Origin of the sequence: Streptomyces sp. A0642 (assembly GCF_004795105.1) — a bacterium.
GTDB lineage: Bacteria > Actinomycetota > Actinomycetes > Streptomycetales > Streptomycetaceae > Streptomyces.
The window spans coordinates 118361-133905 of sequence record NZ_SSBL01000021.1; the positions used below are offsets into that span (position 1 = coordinate 118361).

Annotated in this window: 16 protein-coding genes; 7 read left to right on the forward strand and 9 right to left on the reverse strand. The window is 71.1% G+C overall.

Going from position 1 to position 15545, the window contains the following annotated elements:
• Positions 1-38 precede the first annotated feature (38 nt).
• Entirely contained in the window at positions 39-926 is an 888-nt protein-coding gene (locus E6R60_RS28185) for an NYN domain-containing protein (protein WP_136329496.1), read from the reverse strand.
• A 221-nt stretch (positions 927-1147) separates the two neighbouring features.
• Here E6R60_RS28185 and E6R60_RS36850 point away from each other — a divergent pair, with 221 nt between their 5' ends.
• On the forward strand, positions 1148-1300 hold the full coding sequence (locus E6R60_RS36850) for a hypothetical protein (RefSeq protein ID WP_168713692.1): 153 nt from the start codon (positions 1148-1150) through the stop codon (positions 1298-1300).
• A gap of 108 nt (positions 1301-1408) precedes the next feature.
• On the opposite strand, the gene E6R60_RS28190 is transcribed toward E6R60_RS36850, so the two are convergent.
• From E6R60_RS28190 to E6R60_RS28200, 3 genes are all read right to left on the reverse strand, one after another.
• A complete protein-coding gene (locus E6R60_RS28190; protein ID WP_136329497.1) occupies positions 1409-2014 on the reverse strand; it encodes a MarC family protein in 606 nt (201 codons plus the stop codon).
• A 145-nt stretch (positions 2015-2159) separates the two neighbouring features.
• The gene (locus tag E6R60_RS28195) at positions 2160-3026 is read right to left on the reverse strand and encodes a PHP domain-containing protein (RefSeq protein ID WP_136329498.1); all 867 of its coding nucleotides are present in this window, start codon (positions 3024-3026) and stop codon (positions 2160-2162) included.
• Between the two features lie 75 nt (positions 3027-3101).
• Positions 3102-3746 (reverse strand): DUF6758 family protein, encoded by a 645-nt coding sequence (locus E6R60_RS28200; protein ID WP_136329499.1) that lies wholly within the window; start codon positions 3744-3746, stop codon positions 3102-3104.
• A gap of 157 nt (positions 3747-3903) precedes the next feature.
• Between E6R60_RS28200 and E6R60_RS28205 the strand changes: the two genes are divergently transcribed.
• The gene (locus E6R60_RS28205) at positions 3904-5136 is read left to right on the forward strand and encodes an MFS transporter (protein WP_136329500.1); all 1233 of its coding nucleotides are present in this window, start codon (positions 3904-3906) and stop codon (positions 5134-5136) included.
• An 82-nt stretch (positions 5137-5218) separates the two neighbouring features.
• On the opposite strand, the gene E6R60_RS28210 is transcribed toward E6R60_RS28205, so the two are convergent.
• Complete coding sequence (locus E6R60_RS28210) at positions 5219-5803, reverse strand: suppressor of fused domain protein (protein WP_136329501.1); 585 nt, start codon at positions 5801-5803, stop codon at positions 5219-5221.
• A 410-nt stretch (positions 5804-6213) separates the two neighbouring features.
• Between E6R60_RS28210 and E6R60_RS28215 the strand changes: the two genes are divergently transcribed.
• Positions 6214-7335: a magnesium and cobalt transport protein CorA gene (locus E6R60_RS28215; protein WP_136329502.1), complete on the forward strand. Its 1122-nt coding sequence runs from the start codon at positions 6214-6216 to the stop codon at positions 7333-7335.
• A 57-nt stretch (positions 7336-7392) separates the two neighbouring features.
• A complete protein-coding gene (locus E6R60_RS28220) occupies positions 7393-7911 on the forward strand; it encodes a hypothetical protein (RefSeq protein ID WP_136329503.1) in 519 nt (172 codons plus the stop codon).
• A gap of 140 nt (positions 7912-8051) precedes the next feature.
• Here E6R60_RS28220 and E6R60_RS28225 read toward each other — a convergent pair whose 3' ends face one another.
• Positions 8052-8804, reverse strand: coding sequence for a hypothetical protein (locus E6R60_RS28225; protein WP_136329504.1), 753 nt, complete (start codon positions 8802-8804; stop codon positions 8052-8054).
• A gap of 220 nt (positions 8805-9024) precedes the next feature.
• Between E6R60_RS28225 and E6R60_RS28230 the strand changes: the two genes are divergently transcribed.
• From E6R60_RS28230 to E6R60_RS28240, 3 genes are read left to right on the forward strand one after another with little or no spacing between them, the layout of a single operon-like run.
• A complete protein-coding gene (locus tag E6R60_RS28230) occupies positions 9025-10299 on the forward strand; it encodes a CBS domain-containing protein (RefSeq protein ID WP_136329505.1) in 1275 nt (424 codons plus the stop codon).
• Positions 10289-10843 carry a DUF1003 domain-containing protein gene (locus E6R60_RS28235; RefSeq protein ID WP_136329506.1) on the forward strand — a complete coding sequence of 185 codons (555 nt, stop codon included), beginning with the start codon at positions 10289-10291 and terminating at the stop codon, positions 10841-10843. The genes E6R60_RS28230 and E6R60_RS28235 overlap by 11 nt, the downstream gene beginning before the upstream one ends.
• A gap of 44 nt (positions 10844-10887) precedes the next feature.
• Positions 10888-12021: an Mrp/NBP35 family ATP-binding protein gene (locus tag E6R60_RS28240; protein WP_136329507.1), complete on the forward strand. Its 1134-nt coding sequence runs from the start codon at positions 10888-10890 to the stop codon at positions 12019-12021.
• An 83-nt stretch (positions 12022-12104) separates the two neighbouring features.
• Here E6R60_RS28240 and E6R60_RS28245 read toward each other — a convergent pair whose 3' ends face one another.
• The 3 genes from E6R60_RS28245 to E6R60_RS28255 all read right to left on the reverse strand — a co-directional run bounded on the left by E6R60_RS28245 (position 12105) and on the right by E6R60_RS28255 (position 15264).
• The gene (locus E6R60_RS28245) at positions 12105-12770 is read right to left on the reverse strand and encodes a hypothetical protein (RefSeq protein ID WP_136329508.1); all 666 of its coding nucleotides are present in this window, start codon (positions 12768-12770) and stop codon (positions 12105-12107) included.
• 118 nt (positions 12771-12888) lie between these two features.
• Positions 12889-13365 (reverse strand): sec-independent translocase, encoded by a 477-nt coding sequence (locus E6R60_RS28250; RefSeq protein ID WP_136329509.1) that lies wholly within the window; start codon positions 13363-13365, stop codon positions 12889-12891.
• Positions 13366-13464: 99 nt separating this feature from the next.
• Entirely contained in the window at positions 13465-15264 is a 1800-nt protein-coding gene (locus E6R60_RS28255) for a trypsin-like peptidase domain-containing protein (protein WP_206309537.1), read from the reverse strand.
• Positions 15265-15545 lie beyond the last annotated feature (281 nt).

Genomic DNA, 15545 nt, shown 5'->3' on the forward strand with positions numbered 1-15545 from the left:
ACCGGGGCGACGGCGGCGTCCCACGGGGCAGGCGGTCGTCAGTACTGCGCCTGGAGGTGCTGCCAGAACCCGTCGCGCAGCGCCCGGCGCAGGGGGGCGTGGCCGCGCAGCGAGTGCTGGAGCAGCCGCTCGGCCTCGACCAGCAGGTCCTGGTCCACGGAGCCCGGCAGATACGGGTGTCCCGGCAGCAGGTCGGCGAGGGACTCCCGGCCGCGCGCGGAGAGCCAGGTGGCGGCGATCTGCGCACCGACGAAGCGGACGTCCTCGCGCGAGGGCGCGGGGGTGTCGTCCTCGTAGGTGGTGACGGGGCGTCTGGTCACGTAGGGGCGGCAGAAGTCCAGATCGAACGTGCGCTGGCTGTCCACCTCCCAGAGCAGTGGCTCTGCCTGGTTGCGGCCTTCCGCGGCCTCGATGCCCCACAGGTGCACCCGGGCCCCGTAGCCCTGCGCGGCCTCGACGGCCGACACCAGGTCCTCGTCGCCGCCGACCAGCGCGGCGTCGCTGATGGCGCGGTGCCTGGCGAGGGATTCGAGGTCGGTGCGGATGAGCGAGTCGACGCCCTTCTGCTGGTTGTTGGCGTTGAGGTTGCCCAGTCTGACCTTGACGTCGGGGAGTTCGGCGATGGACTGCTGCTCGACGGTGTGGATCCGGCGCCGGGCCCCGTCGTACCAGTACACGCGCAGCAGTCTGCTGTCCGCGAAGATGGTGCGGGCCTTGTCGATGAAGGCCTCGATCAGCCCTTCTGCGTCCAGGTCGAAGGAGCGCCGGTCCTCGGTCCCGGTGACGAGCAGCCCGGCCGCGGCGTACACATAGCCCGCGTCCACGAAGATCGCGTGGGTCGACGGGGTCTTCGACACCTCGGCGAGCACCCGCTGGAGCAGTGCGTTGGTGCGGTCCAGGCGGTCGGCGATCTCTGCCTCGCTCATGTGGGCCTCGTCGCGGAGACCGTCGTCCGCGCATGGTCGATTACCTGCTGGTACTTAGACATCCAAAAAATTTCCTTAGCGTAGGGAATGATTGCCGAGGGCAAGCCGTTGTACTCCCTGTGGGGCGCAAGACAGAGATGCCTGCGCTCCTCATCCTTGCGGACGGGCCACCCGTCCTCCCAGTAGTTCTCCAGCAGGAGGATCAGACGAAGGGAAGCCATATGCGCTTCGAGATCATGCGACTCGACGATGTCGACGGTACCGCCGTGGACAGCACCGTCGTGGACGCCGCCTCCGTCAACCGGATCGTGCAGCAGGCCGCGGCAATCGGCCAGCGCATCTATATCCGCCCGGCCGAGAACTCGGCTTCGTAACGCATTTCGCGGACGTGGACGACGCCGGCAGGCGATGACGCCGGCGTGACAAAGACGAGGCGCCCCGCACGGAAGATCCGTGCGGGGCGCTGTGGTGTCCGGGTCCGGTCAGGCGTTCTGGATGACCTGGGTGACGCCGTTGATGATCTGCTGGACGGCGATGGCGGACAGCATCATGCCGGCGAGCCGGGTGACCAGTACGACGCCGCCGTCCTTGATGACCCTGATGATCAGCAGCGAGTAGCGCATGGTCAGCCAGAGCACGACGTGCATGACGATGATGGCCGACCAGACGGAGACCTGGCTGCCGAAGCTGTCGGCGTGCTGGACCGCGAGGATCACCGAGACGATCGCTCCCGGGCCGGCGAGCAGCGGCATACCGAGGGGGACGAGCGCCACGTTGACGTCCTTGGTCTGCGTCGGCTCGTCGGTCTTGCCGGTCAGCAGATCGAGCGCGATCAGCAGCAGGAGCAGTCCGCCCGCGATCATCAGCGCGGGGACGGAGACGTGCAGGTAGTCCAGGATCTGCTGGCCGAGCACGCCGAAGACGGCGATCACGCCGAAGGCGACGGCGACCGCCTGGAGCGCCATCCTGCGCTGCATCCGGGCGGGACGGCCGGCGGTGAGGGCGAGGAAGATCGGGGTGATCCCGGGCGGGTCCATAATCACAAAAAGGGTGAGAAAAAGGGATCCGAAGACAGCGACGTCGAACACAGTGAGCCTTGCGAGGAGAGAGCGGAAATGCGGCGGGGAGCAACGCACCGCGGTCCTGCCGGGGCAGGCTGCCGTCGGACAGTCCGACGGCAGCCGCGGGCGACCGGGGCGTGGGGGAAGGAGCGCCCCGTGGGGGCGCGCGGTGTTACGAGGTGACGGGTCCGCCGGCTCCCGGCACCGGGAAGGCGCCCGTGGCACGCCGGGTGATCTCGCCGTAGATCTCCGGGTCGGTGGTGTACGCGCCGAGCTCCACGGTCTTGCGACTGCCGTGGTAGTCGCTCGACCCGGTCGTGAGCAGGCCGAGTTCGCGGGCGAGTCCGCGCAGCCGGGCCCTGGTCGGCTCGTCGTGGTCCATGTGGTCGACCTCGATGCCGTCGAGGCCCGCGGCGGCGAGCTTCGCGATCGACGACTCGGGGACCACCTCGCCGCGTTTCACGGCGGCGGGATGGGCGAAGACCGTGACGCCGCCGGCGGCCTTGACCAGCCGGATCGCGTCGAAGGGGTCGAGTTCGTGCTTCTCCGCGTACGCACGCCCGCCGTCGGCGAGCCACTCGGGCGTGAAGGCGTCGGAGACGGTCGCGACGACGCCCAGTTCGACCAGGGCGGTGGCGATGTGCGGCCGCCCGACCGAGCCGTCCCCGGCGATCCGCGCGACCTGTTCCCACGCGACGGGGACGCCCAGGGCCTGGAGCTTGCGCACCATGGCCTGCGCGCGCGGCACCCGGTCGTCGCGCACCAGCTCGCGCTCGCGCGCCAGCTCGGGCTCGTCAGGATCGAAGAGGTAGGCCAGCATGTGCAGCCCGACGCCGTCGATGCGGCAGGAGAGCTCGGCTCCGGTGACGAGGGTGAGGCCCTCGGGGAGCGCGGCCCGTGCCGCGGCATGACCGCGGACCGTGTCGTGGTCGGTGAGGGCGACGACGTCGAGGCCGGCGGCGGCCGCGTTGCGCACCAGCTCGGCGGGGGTGTCCGTGCCGTCCGACGCGGTGGAGTGGGTGTGCAGGTCGATGCGCACGACACGTACTCCAGTGCTCGCAGCCAGGTGGGGGACGCTCAAGGATAACCGGCGCCCGGGCCCGCTCCGGCCCGCTCAGGGTCCCGCCAGCAGCCGGGGCGTGAGCGCCCCGCAGGGCACCAGGTCGACCTCTCCCCCGGCGTCGCGCAGATCGGTCAGCACCAGCTCGTCGTACATCAGGAGTCCCGACTGCTCGGGCCAGACGATCGCCCAGAGCCAGAGCCCGCGCGCCTCACCGGCGAAGACCGCGCGGTCGACGGGGGCGTCCTTCACGTGCCAGAGCGGGGTGGGGCGGCCGGCGGCGAGCACTTTGGCGTCCGGCGGCCCGTCGACCCGCAGCAGCGGGCCCGGATCCGGGCCGTCGATCCCGGCGAACCGCGCCCCGAGCCCGACGCCGAGCTCCTCGGCGACCAGCAGCAGCTCACCGAGTCCGCCGAGCGGCCCCGGCCCGGAACAGGCGACGGCGGTGGCCCGTCCCCCGCTGCGGTCGTCCCCGGCTGCCGCGACCCCGGTGAACAGCCATCCGACCGGCAGCGGCCACGGCATCCACACCGGCACCTGCGCCCGGTGCACCACCACCCCGAGCGCCTCGACGCTGGGCGGGATGACCGGCTGAAGCGGGTGCACGCTGCCGTGCGCGTCGCACTGCCACGTATCGGCAAAGAGACCGGGCGCCGCGACCCGGCCTCCACACTTCGGGCAACTGGGTTCGCCCCTCATAAGGACCAACGGTCCTCCCCGGTCGTCGCCGCGTCAAGGACGATCACCCTTCCGCAGCGTGGCTCCGACCAGGAGATTTAGATGTAGCTTGCATTTATTAGACGCTCTAACTTATTCTGTGCACAACACACCGGACTAGTGGAGAGCGAGAAGTCCCATGCAGGGAGAGGATCCGTTCGAACAGGGATCGGCGAGCATCCTGCGCCAGCCGAAGGCCGTCTGGGCCACAGCGGGCGCTTCCGTGGTCGCGTTCATGGGAATCGGCCTGGTGGACCCGATTCTCCCGTCCATCGCGAAGGGACTGGAGGCGTCGCCGAGCCAGGTGTCCCTGCTGTTCACCTCGTACTTCCTGATCACGGCCGTCGCCATGCTCGTCACCGGCTTCGTCTCCAGCCGCATCGGGGGACGCAGGACGCTGCTGGCCGGCCTCGCGCTCGTCGTGGTCTTCGCCGCGCTCTCCGGCACCTCCTCCTCCGTCGCGGAACTCGTCGGCTTCCGGGCCGGCTGGGGCCTGGGCAACGCGCTCTTCGTCTCGACGGCACTCGCCGTGATCGTGGGAGCCGCGGCGGGCGGCAGCTCCGCGGCGATCCTGCTGTACGAATCGGCGCTCGGCCTCGGCATGGCGTGCGGGCCGCTGCTCGGGGCGCTCCTCGGTGACGCCAGCTGGCGGTATCCGTTCTTCGGCACGGCCGCGCTGATGGCGATCGGCTTCGTCTGCATCACCGCGTTCCTCGGGGAACAGCCCCGGCCGGCCCGGAAGACGTCCCTGCTCGACCCGCTCAAGGCCCTCGGCCACCGCGGTCTCGCCTCCGTCGCGGCCTCGGCGTTCTTCTACAACTACGCGTTCTTCACGATCCTGGCCTTCACGCCGTTCGTGCTGAACATGACCCCGTACAAGTCCGGCGCCGTCTTCTTCGCCTGGGGCCTGCTGCTGGCGGTCTTCTCGGTGCTCGTAGCACCGCGGCTCCAGAAGCGCTTCGGCTCGCTCAAGGTGGTCGGCGCCTCACTGGTGCTGCTCGCCGCGGACCTGGTGATCCTCGGGTACGGCGACCACACGACGGCGATCGTCTGCACCATCGTCTCCGGCGCCTTCATCGGCATGAACAACACCGTCTACACGGAGCTGGCGCTCGGCGTCTCGGACGCGCCTCGCCCGGTGGCCAGCGCGGGCTACAACTTCGTCCGCTGGTTCGCGGCCGCCGCCGCGCCGTACCTGGCCCCGAAGATCGAGGAGTGGAGCGACATCCACATCCCCTTCGTGGTCGCCGCCGCCGCCGCGGTCGTCGGCGCGGTCGTCGTCTGGGCCCGGCGCTCGGCACTGACGCACGAAGCGGAAGAACTGGAACCGAAGCACGCCACCGAGGACGGCGTCACGGTCTTCGCCGGCTGACGGGCCGGCACCCGGCCCCGTACCGCCCCGCCCACGGCTCGCCCTCCTGGCCGCGCGGCGGGGCCTTCCCCTGCCGTCCGTCTCAGTCCAGGGCGACCGAGGCCCGCAGCGGATCCCGCAGATCCGTGCCCTGCGACAGCCACCGCTCCTGGAGTTCCTGCGCACCGCGGACCCGCTTCCACGCCGCCTCGTTGGGCGTCATCGGCAGCAACGGCAGGAACCGCACGGGCTCCAGGGGCTCCTCCAGCGGCAGATCCTCGACGAGCCCTCCGGACTCGGCGACCAGCACGGAGCTGAACGGGGCGCCGGGCCACAGGGGTTCACCCACGTCCAGGGAGGCGCCCGGCGCCACGATCACCCCCTCCACCTGCGGCGAGGCCGCCAGCACGGCGAGCTTGCGCAGCACCTGGTCGGTGTCGGCGAGGCCGGCCCGCACGGACAGGACCAGTTCGGCGCGCGGGCCCTTGACCGGGTCGGCGAGCGTGGCGGCCGGATCGGCCATCGGCTGGCCGGACATGCCGAGCGTGGCGTACCTCACCACGTCGCCGTCGATGAACCGGAGCACCTCGATCCGGTCCGTCCCGAGAAAGGTCACTGCCGCGCGTGCGTCCGGTTCACCCAGGGCCGTCCGCAGACGTGCCTCGACCAGAGCAAGAATTTCTGCCATGCGGCGAGCATAGGACGCGTATGGAACGGGCAAAGTAAGGGATTGGCCCTGCACCGGCTGCTAGCCTGGGGTGCCGGCCGGGACAGCACGCAGAAGCGTCGCTCTCAAGTCCCGACGAAACGTCATCCCCTACGGGGGACCGACCGGAGGAGGTGGGGCTGCGGTGGATCCAAGTCGACCGTGCAGTACCAACCGCTCTTCCGCTCGACACCTTTCTTCTGTGATCTGACGCCTTCTCGGTCAAGGCGCATGGCATTTCGCACGACGGAAGAGCACTCCTTTTTTGCCTGTCTGTAGCGAACGCCGTCGTCGTGCCTCCGCGGTGCCGCCCGCTTTGCGGACGTGAGCCCACGTCCCCATTCCGGGCTGTTCCACGCCTGCGCAGACGGCCCTCCGTGAAGGAGCCAGCCATGTCGATGATCCGTGACCTGCGCGCCGTGGTGCGCCCGTCCCTGCGCAAGACCAACACCCTGCACAACGGTTACGACACCACCCGCGACCCGTCCGCCTCCAGCGCGGTCGTCGACTGCGCGGTCTACCGCGACGGCCGCCGTATCGCCGACCAGGACGGCACCTGCCGTACGCCGCACGAGGCGATGCTGCGCGTACGGGAGAAGGGCGGCTTCGCCTGGATCGGCCTCCATGAGCCGACCGAGGAGGAGTTCGCGGGCATCGCCCGGGAGTTCGGGCTGCACCCGCTCGCCGTGGAGGACGCCGTCCACGCCCACCAGCGGCCGAAGCTCGAGCGGTACGACGACACCCTGTTCACCGTCTTCAAGACGATCCACTACGTCGAGCACGCCGAGCTGACCGCGACCAGCGAGGTCGTCGAGACCGGCGAGGTGATGTGCTTCACCGGCCGGGACTTCGTCATCACCGTGCGGCACGGCGGTCACGGCTCGCTGCGTGCGCTGCGCCAGCGGCTGCAGGACGACCCCGAGCTGCTCGCCAAGGGCCCGTCCGCGGTCCTGCACTCCATCGCCGACCACGTCGTCGACGGGTACATCGCGGTGGCGGGCGCCGTGCAGGACGACATCGACGAGGTGGAGATCGAGGTCTTCTCCACCCCGGACAAGGGCAGTCCGCGCGGTTCGGACGCCGGCCGGATCTACCAGCTCAAGCGCGAGGTGCTGGAGTTCAAGCGGGCCGTCTCGCCGCTGCTGCGCCCGATGCAGCTCCTCAGCGAGCGGCCGATGCGGCTGATCGACCCGGACATCCAGAAGTACTTCCGGGACGTCGCCGACCACCTCGTCCGGGTGCAGGAAGAGGTCATCGGGTTCGACGAACTGCTGAACTCGATCCTCCAGGCCAACCTCGCCCAGGCGACGGTCGCGCAGAACGAGGACATGCGCAAGATCACGTCCTGGGCGGCCATCATCGCCGTACCGACGATGATCTGCGGCGTCTACGGCATGAACTTCAAGCACATGCCGGAGCTGCGCTGGACGTACGGCTACCCGATGGTGCTGGGCTTCATCGGCGTGGTCTGTTTCTCCATCCACCGCATGCTGAAGCGCAACGGCTGGCTGTGATCCGGTGGACCGGTCCGGGACCGGCCGGTCCGTGCAAGCCGGTCTAAGCTCTGCCCCATGACTGCTGCTGACACGCTGCTCGGGCCGGCCCTCGTCGAGGAGGCCACCAAGAAGTCGGGCCTCATCTGGGTGCGCGGCACCGGTCCCGCCCGGGCACTGTGGCACGTGTGGCACGAGGGGGCGGCGCACCTCGTCGGGGACGGCCCCGGCGAGCAGCCGCTCCCGGCCGGGCTCACCGACGGCGCCACCGCGGAGGTGACCGTCCGCAGCAAGGACAACGGCGGCCGGCTCGTCGCCTGGCCGGCCTCGGTGGTGCAGTTGGCCCCGCACTCCGAGGAGTGGGAGGCAGCGGTCGCCGAGCTCAAGGGAAAGCGGCTCAACGCGCCGGATGCCGAGCAGATGCCCGAGCGATGGGCCCGCGAGTGCCGGATCATCCGGCTGACGCCGCTCGACGCGCGTACGGACATGCCCGACACCTCGGGGGCGGCCGCTCCGCTGCCCACCACCGCGACGACGCGGCTGCCGGTGCCGGCGGGGCTGCCGCGGCTGCTGAAGCGGTCCCTGCGCCGGTCGTAGCTGCGGACAAACGGTCCCCGCGCCGGTCGTAGGTGCGCGCACGTGCCCCCGCGCCGGTCCTGGCCAGGGGCAGCCCTTCCCCGCGCCGGTCGTGGCCGCGCGCAAGCGCCCCCGCGCCGCCCGCCTCGACCCCGCCGGCGCTACGACGACTTCGGCAGCTGCTGCCCGTAGTCGACCGTCTCGTCCTCGGCCGGGGCCGTCAGCGCGAAGTCCTCGCCCCAGTCGGTGAGCGTGATGACGCCGCCGCCACCGCCGCGGGCGAAGCTCAGCGGAAAGGGGGTGCCCTCCAGGGACACGTCGAGGGCGCCGCCCTCGCCCTGGCCGCCCAGGATCCGGATGGAGCGCGTCCCCCGGACCTCGTCACGGTCACCTTTGCCGACCTTGCCGTGCAGCGTGAGCAGCCCGTCGAGCAGCACCTTCTTGTCCGTGAAGCCGCGCAGCTGCTTGTACGTCGGGTCGTCCTCGGGCACCTTCACGTATTTGTCGTCCAGCTTGCCGGCGGCGGTGCCGCCCGCGTGCTTGTCGTCGTCGTGGTCCCAGAACCCGGCGCCGGCCTTGAGGTAGAGCACGTCGCCGATCCGCAGCAGCTCGAAGGTGCTGTTCTTCGAGGTGACGGAGCCCGCACCGCCCTTGTTCTTGAGCTTCATGTCGATCTTGTACGTGCCGCCCTTGCTGACCAGCGTGCCGGCCAGCCGGACCGCGTCGGCGGAGTCCGCCGCCGCCTGGGCCTTCTTCTCGATCTCCGGCCCGGTCAGTCTGCCGACGCCATTGGTCCCCTGGTCCGGATCCTCCCCCGCGCACGCGGTCAGGCCCGCGGTCACCCCGGCACAGAGCACGAGGGCGAGGGCGGCGGTCCGGCGGCGGGCCCGGACGGGCGGGACGAAAGAGGTCACAGGCGCACTGCCTCTCATCTGCATGGCGGGGGTGGCAGACGGCAGCGTACCCGTGCGGCCTACGTCTTCCGGCAGAGAGCCGTACGGACGGCTCGCCGGGGCGTCACGGAGCGGTACCGGCTAGCCTGATCACGTCATAAGGCTGCAAGAACTGTCGGAACAGGCCGAACGCGTCAACAGACCGGACACGTCCGCCGGCGGCGAACGAGGAGGCGCACGCATGGCCCCAGGCACGCCCCGTGTCTTCGTCTCGCACCTGTCCGGCGTACCCGTCTTCGATCCCCACGGCGACCAGGTGGGCCGGGTCCGGGACCTGGTCGCGATGCTCCGGGTCGGCGGCCGGCCGCCGCGGCTGCTCGGCATCGTCGTCGAGGTGCTGAGCCGGCGGCGGATCTTCCTTCCGATGACGCGGGTGACCGGCATCGAGTCGGGACAGGTCATCACCACCGGTGTGATCAACATGCGGCGCTTCGAACAGCGGCCCACCGAACGGCTGGTGCTCGGCGAGTTCCTCGACCGGCGGGTCAGCCTGGTCGAGACGGGTGAGGAGGTCACCATCCTGGACGTGGCCATCCAGCAGCTGCCGGCCCGCCGCGACTGGGAGATCGACAAGTACTTCGTCCGCAAGGGCCGTGGCGGGGCGCTGCGCCGCAAGGGCGAGACCCTGACCGTCGAGTGGTCGGCGGTGAGCGGCTTCTCGCTGGAGGAGCACGGGCAGGGCGCGGAGTCGCTGGTGGCCACGTTCGAGAAGCTGCGCCCCACCGATGTGGCCAACGCCCTGCACCACCTCTCGCCGAAGCGCCGCGCGGAGGTCGCAGCCGCCCTGGACGACGACCGGCTCGCCGACGTCCTGGAGGAGCTCCCCGAGGACGACCAGGTGGAGATCATCGGCAAGCTCAAGGAGGAGCGCGCGGCAGACGTCCTGGAGGCGATGGACCCGGACGACGCCGCCGACCTGCTCTCGGAGCTGCCCGAGGCGGACAAGGAGCGGCTGCTGATGCTGATGCGCCCCGACGACGCGGCCGACGTGCGGCGCCTCATGTCGTACGAGGAGCGCACCGCGGGCGGTCTGATGACCACCGAGCCGATCATCCTGCGTCCGGACGCGACGGTGGCCGACGCACTGGCCCGGGTGCGCCAGTCGGACCTGTCCCCGGCGCTCGCCGCGCAGGTGTACGTATGCCGGTCGCCGGACGAGACGCCCACGGGGAAGTACCTCGGGACGGTGCACTTCCAGCGGCTGCTGCGGGACCCGCCGTTCACCCTGGTCAGCTCGATCGTCGACAGCGACCTGGTGTCCCTGACGCCCCAGACGCCGCTGTCGGTGGTGACCAGTTACCTGGCGGCCTACAACCTGGTCTCGGTGCCCGTGGTGGACGAGAGCGGTTCGCTGCTGGGCGCGGTGACGGTCGATGACGTCCTGGACCACCTGTTGCCCGAGGACTGGCGGGAGACCGACTTCCAGGGCCGGGAGGGGGTGTTCCGTGACCGGTGAGGACCGCTCCAGGGCGTCGAACGGCTCCACGGCGCTGACCCGCACCGCCCGGGCCCGGCTCGACCTGCCGAAGGCCCCGCGCCGGCGGCTGCTGCCGGAGTACGACCCCGAGGCGTTCGGCCGGTTCTCCGAGCGGATCGCCCGCTTCCTGGGCACCGGACGGTTCATCGTCTGGATGACGCTGATCATCATCCTGTGGGTGGTGTGGAACATCTTCGCGCCCGAGCCGCTGCGGTTCGACGAGTACCCGTTCATCTTCCTGACCCTGATGCTCTCGCTCCAGGCCTCGTACGCGGCCCCGCTGATCCTGCTCGCGCAGAACCGGCAGGACGACCGCGACCGGGTCACCCACGAGCAGGACCGCAAGCAGAACGAGCGCTCCATCGCCGACACCGAGTACCTGACCAGGGAGATCGCCGCCCTGCGGATGGGCCTCGGAGAGGTCGCCACCCGCGACTGGATCCGCTCCGAACTGGAGGTCCTGGTGAAGGACCTGGACGAGCGGCGGGCGCTGCAGACCGCCGAGAGTGACGAAGACCGCTGACGGGGCCACCCACGCGTAGGACCGAGCGCCGTACCATCGTCCGTATGGCTACGGAAGACGCGGTGCTTGAGGCACTGGCGACAGTGAACGACCCGGAGATCCACCGCCCGATCACCGAACTCGGCATGGTGAAATCGGTCGACATCGATCCTGACGGTGTGGTCGCTGTCACGGTGTATCTCACCGTCTCCGGCTGCCCGATGCGCGAGACGATCACCAGGAACGTGACGGACGCGGTGGCCCTCGTCGAGGGGGTGTCACGGGTCGAGGTCACGCTCGACGTGATGAGTGACGACCAGCGCAAGGACCTCGCGGCCTCCCTGCGCGGCGGTACCGCGGAGCGCGAGGTGCCGTTCGCGAAGCCCGGCTCACTGACGCGGGTGTACGCGGTCGCCTCCGGCAAGGGCGGCGTCGGCAAGTCCTCGGTGACGGTGAACCTCGCGGCGGCGATGGCGGCCGACGGTCTCAAGGTCGGCGTCGTGGACGCGGACATCTACGGTCACAGCGTGCCCCGGATGCTCGGCGCGGACGGCAAGCCGACCCAGGTCGAGAACATGATCATGCCGCCGTCGGCGCACGGCGTGAAGGTCATCTCCATCGGCATGTTCACCCCGGGCAACACCCCCGTGGTGTGGCGCGGACCGATGCTCCACCGCGCGCTCCAGCAGTTCCTCGCCGATGTGTACTGGGGCGACCTGGACGTCCTGCTCCTCGACCTGCCGCCGGGCACGGGCGACATCGCGATCTCCGTGGCCCAGCTGGTGCCGAACGCGGAGATCCTGGTCGTCACGACGCCGCAGCAGGCCGCGGCCGAGGTGGCCGAGCGCGCCGGTTCCATCGCCGTGCAGACCCACCAGAAGATCGTCGGCGTGGTCGAGAACATGTCGGGCATGCCGTGCCCGCACTGCGACGAGATGGTCGACGTGTTCGGCTCGGGCGGTGGCGCACGGGTGGCCGAGGGGCTGACGAAGACGGTCGGCGCCGAGGTGCCGGTGCTCGGCTCCATCCCGATCGACGTACGGCTGCGCGAGGGCGGCGACGAGGGCAAGCCCGTCGTGCTGTCCGATCCCGACTCCCCGGCCGGCAAGGCCCTGAGGTCCATCGCGGACAAGCTGGGAGGCCGTCAGCGCGGTTTGTCGGGCATGTCGCTGGGCATCACCCCGCGCAACAAGTTCTGAGGATCAGCCCGCCGGCGTTCGAGGCGCGGGGTCCGGGGCGCCGCCCCGTCCCTCGCGCCTCGGACGCCGGCGAGGCCTGAGATCTACGCGTCGTACGAGGTGATGTCCTCGACGACCGAGAAGCCCAGCCCGTAGGCGCTCATCCCCCGCCCGTACGCACCGATGTGCACGCCCTGCGCCGACCCCGCCAGCACCCAGCCGAACTCGGACTCGCGGTAGTGGAAGGGCACCGGAACGCCGTCGACCGGAAGCGACAGCGCCGACCAGGCGGGGCCGTCCAGGTCGTCGGCGAGTGCGAACGCCGTCTCCGTCTGCTGGTCCAGCCAGTCGTCGCGCAGGGTGTGGTCCAGCTGCGGCGGCCACGTGCAGGCGAGCAGGCCCGAGCCGGCCAGCCAGGCCGCGGAGGAGACCGTGGTCGCGTCCAGGACCCCCGTCCCGTCGCCGCTGCGCCGTACCGGGCTGCTGGCCACGGTCACGACCACCGCGAAGCGCTGCTTGTCCGCAGCGGCGTCGCCGCCGCCCCGCACCGAGGGCTCGTCACCGTGACCGGTGGAGCCGTGCTGCACCGTGCCGTCCGCCGCGGTGCCCACCTGCATCAGCCAGCGGCGCCCGGTGAAGGCCTCGTCCAGTCCGTACCAGGGGAAGGGCGCCCGCAGATAGCCGTCGACCGTGAGCCGGGCCGCCGGCACCCCCTCCGCCGTGGTTGTGTCCGGCGCACCATCCGCGCCCACCCGACTCGTTGTCTCCATCTGCCCGGCCGCCTCCTCGATCGTCAAGGTCCGGAGCGGCCTGCCCCCCACGGGCGTACGCATCACCGGACAGATGGAGAATAGCCATACCGTCCGGACGCGCCGGGATTGACGTGTGTCAGGTGGCGTCTGCGTCGAACGGCGGGTGGTCGGCCTTCGGGGGCTGCTCGCCCTTCTTGAGCAGGTCGGGGGCGCCCGCCGAGCCGTTGGCCGCCGTGATCGCGGAACCGCCCGACACGCCGCTCTTCGCCTCGACGGCGGAACCCCCGCGCCCGTTCACCGCGTCGGTGACCTCGGCGACCTCCTTGCGGAGATCGAAGCTCTCCCGGATCTCCTTCAGCCCCAGGTCGTCGTTGCCGTCCATGAGCTGCTTGCGGACGAACGTCTTGGGGTTGAGGTCCTCGAACTCGAAGTCCTTGAACTCCGGTCCGAGCTCCGTGCGGATGTCCGCCTTGGCGCTCTCCGAGAACTCACGGATCTTCCGGATGAAGCGCGAGGCGTCCTGGATGACCTTGGGAAGCTTGTCCGGACCGAAGACGAGTACGCCGATGATGGCGAGCGCCACCAGCTCCAGTGGGCCTATGTCATTGAACACCTTGCGGCTCCTCGTGTTCTCCGCGACCAGGTCGGATGGGGCCCGGGCACCGACCACGGTACCCGGCGAAACTGTCCGGGCGGTAGCTCCTCGTGGCCGTCACGTGCCGGTTGCCGAGCCGAGAGTCAAAGTCATGGACAGGTCTTTACCACCTCGGGTCAGGGTGAGCTCCAGCCGGTCGCCCGGCCGGTGCGAGCGGATCTTCACTATCAGCTCCTCCCCGCTGTGCACCCGCCTGCCGTCCACCTCGGTGATGATGTCGCCCGGACGGATGCCCGCCCGCGCGCCGGGGCCGCCCGCGGTGACGGAGGACTTGCCGTCGGCACCCTTGGGCCCGACCTTGGCTCCGTCCCCCGTGTACTTCATGTCGAGGCTCACACCGATCACCGGGTGGGTGGCCTTCCCGGTGTTGATGAGCTCCTCGGCGACGCGCTTGCCCTGGTTGATCGGGATGGCGAAGCCGAGACCGATGGAACCCGCCTGGCCGCCCTCCGTCGTCGAACCGGTGTCGGCGGCGCGGATGGCGCTGTTGATCCCGATGACGTGCGCGTCGGTGTCCACCAGCGGGCCGCCGGAGTTGCCGGGGTTGATCGGGGCGTCGGTCTGGAGCGCGTCGACGTAGCTGACGTCGCTGCCGTCGCCCTTCTCGCCGCCCGCGGTGATCGGCCGGTCCTTGGCGCTGATGATGCCGGACGTCACGGTGTTGGACAGGTCGAAGGGCGCGCCGATGGCCACGACCGGGTCCCCGACCCGCACGTTGTCGGAGTTGCCCAGGGGCAGGGGCTTCAGCCCGGAGACACCGCTGACCTTGACCACCGCCAGGTCGTAGCCGCTGTCCTTGCCGATGACCTCGGCGCTCGCGGTCTCGCCGCCGCTGAACGTCACGGTGATCTCCCCCGAGGAACCGGCCGGGGCGACCACGTGGTTGTTGGTCAGGATGTGCCCGCGGTCGTCCAGGACGAAGCCGGTGCCGGTGCCCGATTCGGAGGTGCCGCTGACGTGGAGGGTGACCACGCTGGGCAGGGCGCTCGCCGCTATGCCGGCGACGCTGTCGGGGGCGCGTCCGCCGCCGTTGCGCTCGTCCTGCGGGAGCTCGATCGCGGTGAGGCCCCCGTTGCGCTCCACGTAGGCGCCGATGCCGCCGCCGACACCGCCCGCGACCAGGGCGAGGAGCAGCGCGCCGACGAGGACGCGTCCGCGCCGCTTCTTCCGGCGGCCGTCGGGGCCGAGCGGCGGTCCCGGCTGGGTGAGGAGCGGCTGCCGGGGAGCGCTCCAGGGGTCGTACTGCAGCCACTGCGGCGACGGGGGCTGCTGGCTGTGCTGCTGGGGCTGTGGGGGGCCGGCCTGGGGGTGGGGGCCGTGCGGCTGGGCCTGCGGGTGCGGCGGCAGTGGGGGCGCGGCCTGGAAGGCGGGCGCGGGGGTGGGCGGCACGGTCGGCCCGGCGCCGTTCGTGCCCGCGTACGGCGGGGGTACGGGGGTGCCGTGTGCCGGGGTCGGCCGCTGCACGGGCGGCGCGGGCGCCCAGGGGCCGGGGCCGCCGTAGGGCGGGGTGCCGTAGGGGTCGGGCTCGTGCAGCGGCTGCCCGGCCCGCGGCGCGTTCACCGGAGCCGCCGCTTCGAGCAGGGGGGTCTCGCCCGTCACGGTCCCGGGTGCCGGGGCTTCGGACATCGCGGCCGCTGGGGCCACGGGCTCGGGTGCCGGGGTCACGGCTGGGGGTTCGGCCGGGGCGGCCGCGGACGGCGGCGCGTCGTCGGGTGTCTCGCTCACGGCGGGCGCGGCGGCCGGGGGCATCGCGTCCTCGACGGGCGACGGCTCCTCGGGCGCCGTGCGGGTGCTGCGCCCCGGCGCGGGCCGGCTCCACCACTTCGCCTTCGGCTCGGTGGTCTTCCCGTCGTCCATGCTCTCCCCGCAACTGCCGTATCCGGCCTCCGCACGCCCCCGACGGGGCGGCCCTCCGGAAATCCTGCCGGAATTCAACCAGGTTTACGGATGCCCTGCGCGGCCCCGTACCCAGACCTTCCTCAGCGGCGGGGAGAAAGCGGCAGGCCGTGGTCGGCGGCGGCCGGTACTCCCGCGGCCGTGGTGGGCGTCCGGGACGGCTCCGCGGAGGGTGCCGGGGTGGAGGGGGCGAGTCCGCTGCCGAGGGCCCGGGCGAACAGCGGGCTGTTCTCGTACGGACG